The sequence below is a fragment of the Pseudomonas sp. GD04058 genome, assembly GCF_029836855.1.
Lineage (GTDB): Bacteria > Pseudomonadota > Gammaproteobacteria > Pseudomonadales > Pseudomonadaceae > Aquipseudomonas > Aquipseudomonas bharatica.
Map to the genome: position 1 here is coordinate 18,293 of NZ_JAOECN010000025.1, position 15,955 is coordinate 34,247.

8 protein-coding genes are annotated in these 15,955 nt (G+C 66.2%); 5 read left to right on the forward strand and 3 right to left on the reverse strand.

What is annotated here, in order from left to right:
* Positions 1 to 996: an alpha/beta hydrolase gene (locus tag N7650_RS19240; protein ID WP_279899608.1), complete on the reverse strand. Its 996-nt coding sequence runs from the start codon at positions 994 to 996 to the stop codon at positions 1 to 3.
* Between the two features lie 292 nt (positions 997 to 1,288).
* On the opposite strand from N7650_RS19240, the gene N7650_RS19245 reads away from it, so the two are divergent.
* Together N7650_RS19245 and metR are read left to right on the forward strand one after the other, a co-directional pair.
* A complete protein-coding gene (locus tag N7650_RS19245; RefSeq protein WP_279899609.1) occupies positions 1,289 to 6,442 on the forward strand; it encodes a DUF6543 domain-containing protein in 5,154 nt (1,717 codons plus the stop codon).
* A 93-nt stretch (positions 6,443 to 6,535) separates the two neighbouring features.
* Entirely contained in the window at positions 6,536 to 7,453 is a 918-nt protein-coding gene (metR, locus tag N7650_RS19250) for a transcriptional regulator MetR (RefSeq protein WP_009399801.1), read from the forward strand.
* A gap of 3 nt (positions 7,454 to 7,456) precedes the next feature.
* Here metR and N7650_RS19255 read toward each other — a convergent pair whose 3' ends face one another.
* Both N7650_RS19255 and N7650_RS19260 read right to left on the reverse strand, forming a co-directional pair.
* Positions 7,457 to 8,095, reverse strand: coding sequence for a LysE family translocator (locus tag N7650_RS19255; RefSeq protein WP_279899610.1), 639 nt, complete (start codon positions 8,093 to 8,095; stop codon positions 7,457 to 7,459).
* Positions 8,096 to 8,198: 103 nt separating this feature from the next.
* Positions 8,199 to 8,597 (reverse strand): NUDIX domain-containing protein, encoded by a 399-nt coding sequence (locus N7650_RS19260; protein WP_279899612.1) that lies wholly within the window; start codon positions 8,595 to 8,597, stop codon positions 8,199 to 8,201.
* Between the two features lie 105 nt (positions 8,598 to 8,702).
* Here N7650_RS19260 and N7650_RS19265 point away from each other — a divergent pair, with 105 nt between their 5' ends.
* The 3 genes from N7650_RS19265 to N7650_RS19275 all read left to right on the forward strand — a co-directional run bounded on the left by N7650_RS19265 (position 8,703) and on the right by N7650_RS19275 (position 15,930).
* Entirely contained in the window at positions 8,703 to 12,974 is a 4,272-nt protein-coding gene (locus N7650_RS19265; RefSeq protein ID WP_279899613.1) for a DEAD/DEAH box helicase, read from the forward strand.
* 66 nt (positions 12,975 to 13,040) lie between these two features.
* Positions 13,041 to 14,660 carry an FMN-binding glutamate synthase family protein gene (locus N7650_RS19270; protein ID WP_279899614.1) on the forward strand — a complete coding sequence of 540 codons (1,620 nt, stop codon included), beginning with the start codon at positions 13,041 to 13,043 and terminating at the stop codon, positions 14,658 to 14,660.
* A gap of 145 nt (positions 14,661 to 14,805) precedes the next feature.
* A complete protein-coding gene (locus N7650_RS19275; RefSeq protein ID WP_009399811.1) occupies positions 14,806 to 15,930 on the forward strand; it encodes an OpgC domain-containing protein in 1,125 nt (374 codons plus the stop codon).
* The last annotated feature ends 25 nt before the right edge of the window (positions 15,931 to 15,955 follow it).

The window sequence follows — 15,955 nt, forward strand, 5'->3', positions numbered from 1 at the left end:
CTAACGCTGGGCGATATGACGGATATCGTCAGCACGGTGTGATTGCAGGTACGGCAGCACCGCCGCCAGCAGCGCCGCCTTGAACGGCTCCTGGAAACGGTGGGCCAGGCCGGGGATCAGGGCCAGCTGGCTGCCCTGGATATGCGCCGCCAGGTGCACGCCATGCATCACCGGCAGCAGCGGGTCGGCGGTGCCGTGCACGACCAGCGTCGGCACCCGCAGGCGATTGAGCAGCTCGACCCGGCTCGGCTCGGCGAGGATCGCCATGATCTGGCGTTTCACCCCGTCCGGATTGAAGGCACGGTCATAGGACTGCGCCGCCTGTTGCAACAGCACCCGACGATCATCCTGTACCTGCGGGCTGCCCAGCGCCGCCAGCAGATCGGCCTGCTGCTCGATGGCCACCTCGCGGTTCGGAGCGCTGCGCCGGGCCAACTGGCTTATCAGCGCCGGGCTTGGTGCCGGCAGGCCCTGGGCGCCGGAACTGGACATGATCAGGGTCAGGCTCTCGACCTTGTCCGAGGCCATGGCCGCCACGTGCTGGGCGATCATTCCGCCCATGCTCACGCCCAGGACATGGAAACGCTCCTGGCCCAGGTACGCCATCAGTTCCAGGCTGTCCTCGGCCATGTCTTCCAGGGTATAGGGCGCGCTCACCGACAGACCGAGACGGTAGCGCAACAGTTCATAGGCCAGGCTGGCGTCAGCCGGTGGCTGGTTCCAGCGCGACAGGCCGACATCACGGTTGTCGTAGCGAATCACCCGGAAACCCTGCTTGCACAGCGCCTCCACCACCTCGTCGGGCCAATGGATCAATTGTCCGCCCAGGCCCATGATCAGCAACAAGGCCGGATCAGTGGCGCGACCAACGCTTTGGTAAGCCAGGCTGACCTGCTTCAGTTGCGCCTGCTGGACAGGCGCATGCACATCGCAGCGCGGCGCCGCCCACGAAAAACAGGCGCATGACAGCGCCAGTAGAAATAAACAAACCCGCATGGAAGAAACACCGAAAACGAAATCCCCAGTAGAACGCGAGTGTGATGATGTTCGTGCCGGCGCGCTGCCACAGTTCGGTGACAATTTCGTGAACCCTGCCCAATGGCCTTGTGTTGCCTTTGCGGGCCCTATCGCTGGCAAGCCAGCTCCCACAGGGACCGCAGGCGCCGCAAAACCCTGTGGGAGCTGGCTTGCCAGCGATAGGGCCGGGAAGAACAACACATAACTACCGCCCTGCCCCTGATGGCTTGCCCTCAAATCCGCCTTCCCTGGCCCTCATAAGGACAAGCCCATGCTCGACACCCCGGACCACCCCCTCATGGACGTAGTTGATTTCGACCTGGCCCGCCATCTCGATACGCCCCGGCAACTGGACGAAAACCTGTTTCTCGATGCCAGCCGCACCCTGCAGCGCAGCCACCGGCGCCTGCTGGAGCTGCTGCGCGACGTTCCTACCATCGATACCGCGAAGACTCGCGACGAACGCGACCGCCAGTGGCAGGACTACTGGAGCGGTCGTGCCCCGCACACCGCCATCAGTCGCCTGGCCGACGCCGCCCGGCACTTCCGCCAGCATTTCCAGGCCGCTTGCATCCACGCCTTCGCCGAGGGCTGCCTGACGGTCGATCAGCTGTCGGACCTGCAGCACACCCGCCACGCCACGATTCCCCATGGCCGCCAGGTCTCCGGCAGCCAGCGTTCGCTGCCCGGCGCGCTGGTCATCGCCGGGCAGCTGCTCTACCTGCCCAGCCATAACCCCACGTTGCAGGCCTTCGACAGCGCTGACGCGCTGGAGCGGCATCTGCTACAACACCCCGGGCTGCTCGGCGACTGCCTCGGTATCGATCACGAAAGCGTTGCCGCGCCGCTGGACAGCGCCTTCAAGCGCCTGCTCGGCGCGGTGCGCTTGCGTCGTCTCGACGCCGATACCGCAGAAGCCGCCCTCGCGTTCGATAGCTGGCGCCTGAATACGCCCCTGCTGGCCGACGCCCCGCCGCGGCCTGCCTTTGACGATGCCGGGTCATCGCTGGCCGACAGCTTCGGCACCCTGTACCAGGACCTGCCCTTCAGCGCCCGGGTGGCCAAGGTCGAGCAACAGCTCGTCGCTTTCGAAAACCTGGCCGATGCCAATGCCGGGCAATTGCCCGCCAGCCTGCTCGATGCCCTCGACACCCTGGCCAGCGCCGAAACCGCCAGCTTCGCCGCCGCCTCGGCCCTGCTCGCACCGCAGGTGCCCGATCGCACCAGCAGCCACTACCTGGCCCTGAAACAGGCGCGTATCAGCGGCCTGCGCGCCGAAGCGGATATTCAGCAGGCAATGAACTTGCTGGATGCCGGCCAGCGCGCCCTGCTCGAAGCTGTACTGCTGGCGCCCCAGGCCGTACAGCGCCTGGACCCGGTGATCGTCGCCACGCTGTACCTGCAACGCCACGACCAGCCCGGCGTGCATGAGCTGGAAGGCGTTTTGCTGATCGGTCCTAGCGATGACCAAGGGCAGCTGTCGGCCGCCCAGCCGCTATTGCTCTACTGGCCGGGCGCAGGCGGCGGCCTGCAAGGCTTCGCCTCACGCCAGGCGCTGGAACGGGAATTCTTCAGGATCGTGCCCGGCGAACACAGCCTTGGCATCCTGCCGCTGGCCGAAGATGCCTTCGATTACAGCCTCGCCCGGCAACTGTCCAGGTACGAAGCGGCACTGCGCGAGCTGCAGGCTGTCAGCACGGATGAAACCCTGGAGCCCGTCCTGCATGCCCTGCGCGAGGACACCCTGGAAAAACTGCGGGTGCCCACCCATGCCGCCCGCGACATGGCACGCCAGCATCTGCTGGAACAGCACCGCACGCTGGCCCTGGCGCGCCAGGCCCCGGGCTGGCTCGATCGTCTGGATGCCAGCGAGCGCCAGCAGCTCAAGCAGCTCATCGAGGACTATCTGGCCGCCGTGCAACGTTCGCGCAATTACCTGTCCGGTGCCCTGCCCCTGCGCGGCGAGTTCGCCCGGCGGCAGGTTGCGGCGCGCCTGCGCGAGGCCTTCGCCCTGAGCAGCGACGTGCAGGTGCAGCTCGATCTGCCGGACACCGTCACCTACAGCCGCGACCCGGTGCCCGGCTCCGGCGCGCCGGGGACGCCGTCGAAACTGATTACCGTCCCAAGCAGCGAGCGCAGCCGGCTGTACCTGGAAGACCTGGCCCTGCAGAACATCGATCTGCCCATGCAACAGCGCCTGCTGTTCATGCGCGTGCTGGTCAGTGGCGGTACCGGCGCCGAGCATCCCCGGGTTCTTGCCGGCATCACCCAGGACTGGCTGGAAACCCTGGTCAGCGACCTTGATGTGGCCGGGCGCTATGAACAGAAGATCCTCGCGGCCTTCATGGGCAGTAGCAGCGAGTCGCCGTTCGCCGCCGAGTATCGCCAGCAATGCCTGCTCGACCCGCTGCGCCTGATGTTGCGCATCCAGGGCGAGGCGGCCCTGCGCCAGCAACGCATCGACCAGCAGGGCAAGGCGTTGCTCGATGCCGCCATCGACATGGGCAGCCCGCAGGTAAGCCTGGTGCCAGTGCTCCTGGCCAGCGGTGGTGACGATACCGAAGGCCATGCGGCCGGCCTGTCCGGCATCACCCTGATCCACGACGCCGACACTACCCTGCTGTATCTTCCGGACAGCCCGGACGGCCAGTTCCTGCGCCAGTTCGACAGCCTGGAGAGCGCGCGCCGGGCAGTGTTCCGCCTGTGTTTCGATACCTCCATGGCCCGGTATCTGGCCGGCCGTGCGCTGGCCGGTGATGTCGCGGCACATCTCGCCCGGATCGATGCGGCCTGCGTTCGCCAGTTCGACGGCATCATCGCCATCGGCCTGGCATGGCCTGCGACCACCTCCCTGGCCGCCCACCTGTGCGACGCGCACAAGGGCCGGCTGATCGTCGCCCACCGCTCCTCGTCACGCTCGCGCCATGACCTGTTCATGGAGCGCCATGCCCTGGAAAGCGGCATGGTCTTCAATTACATCAAGATGGCCTTAGGTGCGGTGCCCTTCGTCGGCACCCTGGTTGCCGCCTTCGACGGCTGGCTGGCGGCCAACGAGGCGGCGGCGGCCTTCCAGCGTGGCGACAACGGGGAAGCCCTGCAGCAGCTGGAATGGGTATTGATGTGCCTGCTCGACGGAGTGATGGACCTGCTGCCGGGCATCAGCGTCAACCCGGCCGCCCTGCGCCAGGTCACCCGCCAGCGCCGCCTCAACGGGCTCGACCGTCTCTCCTCCGGGCGCATCGCCGGGCGCACGGCGGTGCAGCGCTTCAGTGGCTACGAATATGCCGGCGAGCTGTCCCTGGCCGATGTCGCCCCGGCCAGCGAGGGTATCTACCGCAACATCTACCGGCACGAGCAGGGCGACTTCATCCTCAACCACGGTCGCCTGTACCAGGTGACGTTCGACGAAAGCCGGCATACCTGGCGCCTGCTCGGCAAGGACAAGGGTTACCGCCAGCCGATCGCCCTGGACGACAACGGCCAGTGGGACACCCATGGCGCGCTCTACGGCGTCAATGTGGTCAGCCCGGTCAATGGCGGCGGCAACGTGATCGGCCATATCGCCGATGGCCTCGATCCGCTGTGGCCGACGGTAATCCGCGATCGCCTGCCGCGCTGGTGGGTGGATGCCGGGCTGCGCCGCCTGCGTACCCTGCAAAGCAGCACCGACTACCAGTTGCGCGAGCTGCACCGCCTGAATCTGCAAACGGCCGATGCCCAGCGCCTGTTCAACCGCCTGACCGACGACGGCCAGCGCTATCGCCAGGCGGAGAAACTGGCCAACCACTTCGCCTACGAGCGGCAGATTGCCGAAAAGGTCTATCCGGAGCTGGAGGAGCTGGCGCAGCTCAGTGCCGGCAATAACCGCACCCGCGCCCGCGACCTGATGAGCCGGGTCGCCTGGCTGCAGGTCAATCGCTTGGCCAACGAACTCAACGGGGTCAAGCGCAGCGCCACGGAGATCCTCGACCAGGTCGACCGGCTCGTTGAACAGACCGCCAGCACACCTGCCACCGAGGTTTCCAGGCACCTGGAGATCATGAAGCGGCGCAAGGTCCTGCGGATCCAGGTGCTGGGCAAGCTCCAGGCCGTGGCCAACTACACCCATGCCATCGAGACCTGGAGCAAGCGCATCACCAATGCCACGCAAAAAGCCAAGGTTGCCGAGGATATCGCCTACGCACGCAACAACTTCAACCAGGCGACCTGCGACATCCTCAAGGTGCGCAACTACCTGGAAGTGATCAACCGCTATGAAACCGCCACCGACGAATCCTGGTTCTACCTGCAGATCCCCGTGGCGCAGGCGCGAACCGAGGTGGATCGCAGCCTCAACAACCTTTTCCATCTGCCGGCGGTACGCAGCAGCGGCGAGCAGCGCAAGCGCATGCTGGAAGCCTGCATCGATACCTTCGAGCGCTACAGCTATAACCTGCGGGCTTGGTCCACCAGCTACTCGCACTGCTTCGACCATGATTTCGTCGAGCCGCTGCTGGAGCATCTGCAATCGATCAGCGAAGTGGCCGAACGCTGGAAACAGAAGATCCCCGAGCCTGTCACGAAGCCAGCACCCGGACCGGGACGCGGCCCGTCGGTAGCACGCAAGCTGTTCGAGACCGAGGACAACCAGTTCTTCATCGGCGTGGAGGAAGACGCTGGCGGCCCGCAACGGCGCATGACCATCAATCGGGTCAACAACGCTACCGAGGTCTATGTGCCTGGAAAAGCCGGACGCTGGCGTCGGCTCGATGAGCCGAACAACGCGAAGCCAGGCACGCCGGTGGACCTCGAGCGCCTGCTGCGCGAAGCCCGCGAGCGCCTGGACAAGCTGCCCGCCTATCAGGAAAAGATCGAAAGCTATGCTCGCAGCAACATGCTGCCACGCAACCTGGAGCACCTGTTCCTCAGCGAAGCCAACGAGCTGCGGATACGCGCCGAGCGTATTGCCGAGCAGGCTCCACAAGCCGAACTGCTCGACATGCTGCGGCGCAAGGCCGACGAGCTGGTCAGCACCGGGCGCGCCCTGCGCATCCGTCAGTCGCTGACGAGCAAGACACCCAACGAAGGCGTCCTCGATTACCTGCTCGAACAAAAAGCCGTGGATATTCGCAAGATCGGCACCCTGACCAAGCTGCCCAAGCGCATCGATGGGCAAGCGGATTTCCTTCTGGAGTACGAGATCCGCGACCTGACCCAGGGCCAGCCCTACAGCCTGTGGTATGCACATTTCCACTACCAGAGCCAGACCCCGGGCTTCGAGCGTTTCACCAAGGCCCACCTGAAGACTGCCGAGCAGCGCCGTCTCGGCCTGCAATGGCAACTGGCCCAGGGCGAGGGCGCCGAGCGCATCTGGCGCGGTGATCTCGGTCGGCCGATGGCGAAAAAGCACTTCGCCGAGCTGTTCCGTCAGCCGGCCTCGCAGTAACCGTTCGGGCAGCGCCGGTCGACAGCCGGCGCTGCATGAGACAAACTCACCGCCATTCTGTTTTCCTTAAAAATTTCTCATGGAGAATGCCGGGTGCTGGAAATCCGCCATCTGAAAACCCTGCACGCCCTGCGCGAAGCCGACAGCCTGGTTGAAGCCGCCGAGCGCCTGCACCTGACCCAATCGGCGCTGTCGCACCAGTTCAAGGAACTGGAAGAACGCCTGGGCATGCAGTTGTTCGTGCGCAAGACCAAACCGATCCGCTTCACCAGCGCCGGCCTGCGCCTGTTGCAACTGGCCGACGCCACCCTGCCGTTGCTGCGCGGCGCCGAACGGGATATCGCCCGCCTGGCCGGCGGTACGGCTGGGCGCCTGCACATGGCTATCGAATGCCACAGTTGTTTCCAGTGGCTGATGCCGACCATCGACCAGTTCCGCGATGCCTGGCACGAAGTCGAACTCGACCTGGCCTCGGGCTTCGCCTTCGCCCCGCTACCGGCCCTGGCCCGCGGCGACCTCGACCTGGTAGTGACTTCCGACCCGCTGGACCTGGCCGGCATCACCTACGTGCCGCTGTTCACCTACGAGGCCATGCTTGCCGTGGCCAACCAGCACCCCCTGGCCAGCAAACCCTACGTGGTACCGGAAGACCTGGCCAAGGAAACCCTGATCACCTACCCGGTGGAGCGTGATCGCCTGGATATCTTCACCCGCTTCCTCGAACCTGCGGACGTCGAGCCGGCGCAGGTGCGCACCGCGGAACTGTCAGTGATGATGATGCAACTGGTGGCCAGCGGCCGGGGTGTCTGCGGCATGCCACACTGGGCGCTGCATGAATACAGCTCGCGAGGCTATGTGAAGGCCAAGCGCCTGGGTGAGAAAGGGCTGTTCGCCACGCTCTATGCGGCGGTGCGCACCGATATGCTCGATGCGCCGTATATGCGCGACTTCCTGCTGACCGCCAAGGACACTTCGTTCTCCACCCTCGACGGCGTCAGCGCCGTACGCTGAGGATCACGCCAGCTTGCGCTGCTCCTGCACCAGGCGCAGCGCCAGGGCGGCGAGGACGAAGCCCATCACATAGCGCTGCAGCATCAGCCACAGCGGATAGCGCATGAACCAGGCGGAAATGCCGGCGGCGAACAGCGCGATCAGCAGGTTGACGGTAAAGCTCACGCTGATCTGGGTGATGCCGAGGATCAGGCTCTGCGCCAGCACCGAGCCGTGTTCCGGGGTGATGAACTGCGGCAGGATCGACAGGTAGAACATCGCCACCTTGGGATTAAGCAGGCTGGTCAGGAAGCCCATCAACACCAGCTTGCGCGGTGAGTCCGGGGCCAGTTCGCGGGGTTCGAAGGGCGAACGGGCACCGGGTTTCACGGCCTGCCAGGCCATCCACAACAGATAGGCTGCGCCGCCCCAGCGCAGCAGGTCGTAGCCCAGGGGCACGGCCATGAACAACGCGGTCAGGCCGATGGCTGCGGCGGTCATATGGATCAGGAAGCCGGCGACCACACCGAGCAAGGACGTCACCCCGGCCATGCGCCCCTGGCAGATGGAACGGGAGATCAGGTAGATCATGTTCGGCCCCGGGGTCAGGACCATAAGCAGGGCGGCGCCGGTGAACAGCAGCCAGTCGTTGAGGGGGATCATCGGGTGCACTCCTTTGCAGTGGGTTCTTTGTTGTTCTTCAGGGCCTCATCGCTGGCAAGCCAGCTCCCACAGGGATCGCATGTGGCTTGCCAGCGATGGTGGTTTAGTCACCACAATACAGCGGCAGGATCAAATCCCGGGTCAACGGCGCCAGTTCCAACGCCCCGGCACTCACGCCATCCACCCACACCGCCTCTTCGATTTCCGCAGCCGGCACTACCTCGGCGCTGGTTTCCACCCGAAACAGCTCGCACACCACCTCGAACCCCGGCTCGTTCGCCGCCGGCGCGCTGAAGTTGCCCAAGTAACGGGCCTGCGCCTCATCGATGCGCAACCCCAGTTCCTCGAACAGTTCCCGCGCCAGCGCTGTCACCGGCGCTTCGTCCGCCTCGATCTTGCCGCCGGGCTGCATGAACGCCAGGGTGCCGCGCTTGCGCACCAGCAGGGTCTGCCCGCGCGGATCGATCAACAGGGCGGCGGCGATTCGGATGGTCTTGCTCATGGAAACAGCTCACAACGATAGAAAGACGCGCAAGGATCCCATGCCCCTGCCACAGCTGACCAGTGGCACCTTGCAAGCACCGGACAAAGGCCGCATAAACAGCGAATGAATCTTCCTGCCCTCGATCATCCGGTACTGGACGCCTTTCACCCGGCCGTGCGCAGCTGGTTCCGCCGCAGCTTTGCCACGGTCACCGCCGCCCAGGCCCGCGCCTGGCCGCTGATCCAGGCTGGCCGGTCGCTGCTGGTGGCGGCGCCCACCGGCTCCGGCAAGACCCTCACCGCCTTCCTTGCCGTGCTCGACGAACTGTTCGAACAGGGCCTGGACAACCACGGCCAGTTGCCGGACGAAACCCTGGTGGTCTACGTTTCGCCGCTCAAGGCGCTGTCCAACGATATCCAGATCAACCTGCAGAACCCGCTGGCAGGGATCAGCGCCGAACTGGAACGCGACGGCCTGCCGCTGCCGCACATCCGTACCGCCGTGCGCACCGGCGACACGCCGCAAAAAGAGCGCACGGCGATGCGTCGGCAGGCCCCGCATATCCTGGTGACCACCCCCGAGTCCTTGTATGTGCTGCTGGGTTCCGAATCCGGGCGCAAGGGCTTGCAGACCGTGCACACAGTCATCGTCGATGAAATCCACGCCATCGCCGGCAACAAGCGCGGCAGCCACCTGAGCCTGACCCTGGAACGCCTGGAAGCCCTGTGCCAACGGCCCTTGCGGCGCATCGGCCTGTCGGCCACACAACGTCCGCTGGAGCGTGTCGCGCAGTTCCTGGCCGGCGCCGGGCGCCCCTGTGCCATCGTCGATATCGGCCATGCCCGCAAGCGCGACCTGGCCATCGAAGTGCCGCCGCAACCGCTGGGCGCGGTGATGGCCAACGATGTCTGGGACAGTGTCTACGACCGCCTCGCCGTACTCGCCCGCGAGCATCGCACCACGCTGGTTTTCGTCAATACCCGGCGCCTGGCCGAGCGCTTGGCCCGCCATCTGAGCGACCGCCTCGGTCGCGAAGCCGTGGCCGCGCACCATGGCAGCCTGGCCAAGGAAGCCCGCCTGGAGGCGGAGCAACGCCTCAAGCGCGGCGAGCTGCAGGTGCTGGTGGCGACCGCCTCGCTGGAACTGGGCATCGATATCGGCGAGGTCGAACTGGTCTGCCAGATTGCTTCGCCGGGCTCCATCGCCGCCTTCCTGCAAAGGGTCGGGCGCTCCGGGCACCATGTGGAAGGCACGCCCAAGGGCCGTCTGTTTGCCACCAGCCGCGACGACCTGATCGAATGCGTGGCCCTGCTCGACTGCGTGCGCCGTGGCGAGCTGGACGAGGTGGTGATCCCACGCGCGCCGCTGGACGTGCTGGCCCAGCAGATCATTGCCGAGGTCAGCTGCCAGCCCTGGCCGGAACAGGCGCTGCTCGACTGTTTCCGTCGCGCCCAGCCCTACGCCGCGCTGGATGAAAAACACTACGTGGCCTTGCTGCGCATGCTTGCCGAGGGCTACAGCGGCCGCCAGGGCGTGCGCGGCGCCTATCTCCATCGCGATGCGGTCAGCGGCGAATTGCGTGGCCGCCGCGGCAGCCAGCTGACCGCCTTGACCAGCGGCGGCACCATCCCCGACAACGCCGACTATGCCGTGCTCCTGGAACCCCAGGCGCTGAACATCGGCAGCGTCAACGAGGACTTCGCCGTGGAAAGCATCGCCGGCGATATCTTCCAGCTCGGCAACGCCTCGTACCGCATCCTGCGGGTCGAGCCGGGCAAGGTGCGGGTCGAGGACGCCCGGGGCCTGCCACCGAACATCCCGTTCTGGCTTGGCGAAGCGCCGGGGCGCAGCGACGACCTGTCGCGTGCCGTGGCCCGCCTGCAGGCGGAAATCGACCAGCGCCTGCAGGACAGCGGCGGCCGTGAACAACCGTTGCTCGACTGGCTCGCCGCCACGCTCGGCCTCGGCCCCGACAGCGCCGGGCAATTGCTGGATTACCTGGGCCGCACCCGCCAGGTGCTCGGCGCCCTGCCGTCCCAGGACACCCTGGTGATGGAGCGCTTCTTCGACGAGTCCGGCGGAACCCAGCTGATCATCCACTCGCCGTTCGGCAGCCGTATCAACCGCGCCTGGGGCCTGGCCCTGCGCAAGCGCTTCTGCCGCACCTTCAACTTCGAATTGCAGGCCGCGGCCAGCGAGGACGCGATCATCCTGTCGCTATCGGCCGGCCATAGCTTTCCCCTCGAAGAGGTCTGGCATTACCTGCCCAGTGCCACGGCCGAGCACATCCTGATCCAGGCGCTGCTCGATGCGCCGCTGTTCGGCGTGCGCTGGCGCTGGAACGCCGGGGTTGCCCTGGCCCTGCCGCGCTTTGCCGGCGGCAAGCGCATCGCCCCGCAGATCCAGCGCATGCGCAGTGAAGACCTGACCGCGGCGGTGTTCCCGGACCAACTCGCCTGCCTGGAAAATATCGCCGGCGAACGCGAGGTGCCGGATCACCCGCTGGTGGAGCAGACCCTCGACGACTGCCTGCACGACGCCATGGACGCAGAAGGCTGGCTGGCCCTGCTGCGGCGTATCGAAAGCGGCGGTATCCGCCTGGTGTGCCGCGACCTGCCGGCGCCCTCGCCGCTGGCCGCGGCGATTCTCAATGCCCGGCCCTATGCCTTTCTCGACGACGCGCCGCTGGAAGAACGGCGCACCCAGGCCGTGCTCAACCGGCGCTGGAGCGAGCCGCAAAGCGGCGATGAACTGGGCGCGCTGGACCGCGATGCGATTGCCGCCGTGGCGACGGAGGCCTGGCCGACGCCGAACGGCAACGACGAGATGCATGAAGCGTTGATGACCCTGGGGGCGATCAGCGCCGAAGAAGTGGCGGCCAACCCGGGCTGGGCAGAGTGGCTGGACGCGCTCGCCAGGGCGGGGCGTGCCTGCCGGGTTGCCGGGCTGTGGCTGGCGCGGGAGCGACTGAACCTGTTGCTGGCTGTCTATCCCGGGTCTGGCGTCGAACCCACCGTGCCCCTGCTGCCGGGCTTCGATGAGGTCATCGACCCGGACAGCGCCGCCCTCGAACTGATCCGCGCCCGCCTCGGCGCCTTCGGCCCGCTGACAGCGCCGCAGATCGCCGCGCCGCTGCATCTGCCGCTGTCTGCGGTGAACCAGGCCCTGGCCCGGCTGGAAGGCGAAGGCTATGTGCTGCGCGGCCGGTTCCACCCCGACCAACCCGATGAACAATGGTGCGAACGCCATCTGCTGGCGCGCATCCATCGCTACACCATCAAGCGCCTGCGCCGCGAGATCGAACCGGTCAGCCTGCAGGACTTCATGCGTTTTCTCTTCGACTGGCAGCACCTGTCCACGAGCGCACGCCTGCAAGGCAACGCGGCGCTGGGCGAAGTGCTGGAACAGTTCGAAGGCTACGCGGCGGCAGCCGGCTCCTGGGAAAGCGACTTGCTGCCGGCACGGCTGAGCGACTACAACCCGCGCTGGCTGGACGAAGCCTGCCGCGCCGGCAAGTTCGCCTGGGCCCGGCTCGGGCCTTCGGCCAAAGTGGCGGCCAGCACCTTGCGCAGCACGCCGCTGGTATTGCTGCCGCGCAGTCGCCTGGGGCTTTGGCAGGGGCTCGGGCCAGCGTTCGACTTCGACGCCCTGTCGCCTCGCGCGCAGAAGGTGCATGCCGCGCTGAGCCAGTATGGCGCGCTGTTCTTCGACGAACTGCGCGACGAGGCCCGGCTGCTTCCCACCGAACTGGAGAACGCCTTGCAGGAGCTGGTTGCCGCCGGGCTGGTCAGTGCCGACAGCTTTGCCGGATTGCGCGCGCTGATCACGCCGGCCAGCAAGCGCCAGGCCCACGGCAGCCGGCGCGGACGCGGGCCACTGTTCGGCGGCATGGATGATGCCGGGCGCTGGGCCCTGTTGCGTCGGGGCAGCGCCGAGCGCGAGGACACCCATGAACATGTCGCCCGCGTGCTGCTGCGCCGCTACGGCGTGGTGTTCTGGCGCCTGCTGGAGCGCGAGGCCGACTGGTTGCCGAGCTGGCGCGAACTGCTGCGCACGTTCCACCGTCTCGAAGCCCGTGGAGAGATCCGCGGCGGGCGCTTCGTCAGCGGACTGGCCGGGGAGCAGTTCGCCTTGCCGGAGGCCATTGCGGTGCTGCGCGGGGTTCGGCGGAGGCCGCTGGATGGCAGCCTGGTGGTGGTCAGCGGCAGCGACCCGCTGAACCTCAGCGGCAGCCTGCTGCCCGGCAGCAAGGTCCCGGCGCTGGCGGGCAACCGCTTGCTGTATCGGGATGGCGTGCCGCTGGCGGCGCTGGTGGCGGGGGCGGTGCAATTGTGGCCGGAGGTGGATGGGCAAGATGAAAACCTGCTGCGGGAGCGTCTGATCCGGGGCATGTGACTGGATACAATTCCACATCCGCTATATGGTTTACGGCTTGCCTGACGTGCCCCACAAGGAAACCGTATGAGCCTGTCACTCCTGAGCCGCTACGCCTTCTTCGTCGCCTGCGTCATCTTCACCCTCGCCTGCCTGCCTTTCCTCCGGCACGACTGGCTCTGGCCGTTCGCCCTGGCCACCGGGGTGCTGAGCCTGATCGGTGTGTTCGACCTGCTGCAGAAGCGCCACGCGGTGCGGCGCAATTACCCGATCCTCGGCAATATCCGCTATCTCGTCGAGGGCATCCGCCCGGAGATCCGCCAATACCTGCTGGAGGCCGACAGCGACGCCCTGCCGTTTTCCCGGGCGCAGCGCTCGCTGGTGTATGCCCGGGCCAAGAACGAGCAGTCGGACAAGCCGTTCGGCACGCTGATCGATGTGTATCAGTCCGGCTTCGAGTTCATCGGCCACTCCATGCGCCCGGCGCCGCTGGCCGACCCCACCGCGTTCCGCGTGATCGTCGGCGGGCCGCAGTGCACCCAGCCGTACTCGGCCTCGGTATTCAACATCTCGGCGATGAGCTTCGGCTCCTTGAGCGCCAATGCCATTCGCGCCCTCAGCCTCGGTGCCAAGCTGGGCAATTTCGCCCATGACACCGGCGAGGGCAGTATCAGCCCCTATCACCGCGAACATGGCGGCGACCTGACCTGGGAACTGGGTAGCGGCTACTTCGGTTGCCGCACCGCCGACGGTCGTTTCGACCCCGAGCGCTTCGCCGCCCAGGCCCGGGACCCGCAGGTGCGCATGATCGAAATCAAGATGAGCCAGGGCGCCAAGCCCGGCCACGGCGGCATCCTGCCCAAGCACAAGGTGACCAGGGAGATCGCCGAGACCCGCGGCATCATGATGGGCGAGGACTGCATTTCGCCGTCACGGCACAGCGCGTTTTCCACGCCGATCGAGATGATGCAGTTCATCGCGCAATTACGTGAGCTGTCCGGCGGCAAGCCGGTGGGCTTCAAGTTCTGCCTGGGCCATCCCTGGGAATTCATGGGCATCGCCAAGGCCATGCTGGAAACCGGCATCCTCCCGGACTTCATCGTGGTCGACGGCAAGGAAGGGGGTACCGGCGCGGCGCCGGTGGAGTTCACCGACCATATCGGCGTACCGCTGCGCGAGGGCCTGCTGTTCGTACACAACACCCTGGTCGGGCTGAACCTGCGCGACAAGATCAAGCTCGGCGCCAGCGGCAAGATCGTCAGCGCCTTCGATATCGCCAGCGTCCTGGCCATCGGTGCCGACTGGGCCAACTCGGCACGGGGCTTCATGTTCGCCATCGGCTGCATCCAGTCGCAAAGCTGCCACACCAACAAATGTCCGACCGGGGTCGCCACCCAGGATGGCCTGCGCCAGCGCGCCCTGGTGGTGCCGGACAAGGCCGAGCGGGTATTCAATTTCCACCGCAACACCCTCAAGGCCCTGGCGGAAATGCTTGCCGCCGCTGGCCTCGATCATCCGTCGCAACTGGAGGCCAAGCACCTGGTGCGGCGCATGTCGGCTACCGAGATCAAGCTGTTCTCCCAGTTGCATGTGTTCCTCAAACCGGGAGAACTGCTGGGCGGCGAGGTCAGCGGCGAGTTCTACCAGCGCATGTGGCGCATGGCGCGGGCAGACAGCTTCGAGCCGCACAGCGAAGCGGCGGCCTGAGAGACATTCAGTAACATCCCTCCGTTGCAATCGCCGTCGAAACTGCCCACCCTCCGCGCCGTCGATCGGTTATGACCGACGGCGCGGAACCGGGGATCACTGCGCTCGATCCTCTACTGAAATACCCTTCGCACGAGCCTTCAGCATGACCAATGCCCGCGATCATCGAATCGACTTCTTCCGGGGCCTGGCGCTGGTCTTCATTTTCTGGGACCACATTCCCGGCAACCCGCTGGCCAACCTGACCGTACGCAATTTCGGCTTCAGCGACGCCGCGGAGATCTTCGTCTTCCTCGCCGGCTACGCGGCGGTGCTGGCCTACGGCAAGGTGGCGCTGCGCGACGGCTGGGTAGTGGCCTGCGTGCGTATCCTGCGCCGGGCGTGGGTGCTTTACGTGGTGCATATCTTCCTGCTGGTGTTGTTGATGGGCATCGTCTTCGTCGCCAACAACCATGTGGAAACCCGCGACATGATCCAGGAAATGGGCCTCTACTATTTCCTCGGCAATCCGCAGCAGGCACTGGTGGACGAACTGCTGCTGCGCTTCAAGCCCAACCTGATGGACCCGCTGCCGCTGTACATCCTGCTGCTGCTCGGGCTGCCGCTGGTGCTGCCGTTGCTGATGAGGAAGGCAGAGTATGTGGTCGGGGTGTCGGTCGCGCTGTACCTGATGGCGCCGATGTTCCAGTGGAACCTGGCGGCGCAGGAAGGCGGGGTATGGTTCTTCAACCCGCTGGCCTGGCAGTTGCTGTTCATTCTTGGCGGCGCGGTGGCGATCAATGGGCAGCGCGAGCAGGCGCCGGAGCTGCGACCATTGCTTCGGCAGCCGTTGTTCGTTGTCTCGGCGATCTACCTGGTGCTGTGTGCCGCGATTGCCCTGTCGTGGCGCTGGCCCGAGGTGCATGACGCGGTGATGCCGAAGTGGCTGGCGGAGTGGTTGTATCCGATCAGCAAGACCAACCTGTCGCCGGCGCGCTTGCTGCATTTCCTGGCGCTGGCCTATTGCACGGCGAAGCTGCTGCCGGCCGGGCCGTGGGTGGAAACCTGGCTGGCGCGGCAGAGTTGCCGGATGGGCAGGTATTCGCTGGAGGTGTTCTGCCTTGGCGTGCTGCTGGCGCCGTTGGCCGACATGGGCAATGCGCTGGCGGGGGATCATTGGGCGATGCAGGTGGTAACCGCATTGCTGGGGCTCGGGTTGATGATGGGGCTGGCGTTGTGGCTGGACTGGAACAAGCAGTTGACCCGCGTTGTGCCAGTCAGGGCTGCGTGAGCGTTTTGGGGCCGCTTTGCGGCCC

Bases quoted from the DNA above. Each gene is read 5' to 3' on its own strand.
- N7650_RS19245 (WP_279899609.1), top strand. From the start codon at position 1,289: ATGCTCGACACCCCGGACCACCCCCTCATGGACGTAGTTGATTTCGAC.
- N7650_RS19255 (WP_279899610.1), bottom strand. From the start codon at position 8,095: ATGATCCCCCTCAACGACTGGCTGCTGTTCACCGGCGCCGCCCTGCTT.
- N7650_RS19275 (WP_009399811.1), top strand. From the start codon at position 14,806: ATGACCAATGCCCGCGATCATCGAATCGACTTCTTCCGGGGCCTGGCG.
- N7650_RS19270 (WP_279899614.1), top strand. From the start codon at position 13,041: ATGAGCCTGTCACTCCTGAGCCGCTACGCCTTCTTCGTCGCCTGCGTC.
- N7650_RS19240 (WP_279899608.1), bottom strand. From the start codon at position 996: ATGCGGGTTTGTTTATTTCTACTGGCGCTGTCATGCGCCTGTTTTTCG.
- N7650_RS19265 (WP_279899613.1), top strand. From the start codon at position 8,703: ATGAATCTTCCTGCCCTCGATCATCCGGTACTGGACGCCTTTCACCCG.
- N7650_RS19260 (WP_279899612.1), bottom strand. From the start codon at position 8,597: ATGAGCAAGACCATCCGAATCGCCGCCGCCCTGTTGATCGATCCGCGC.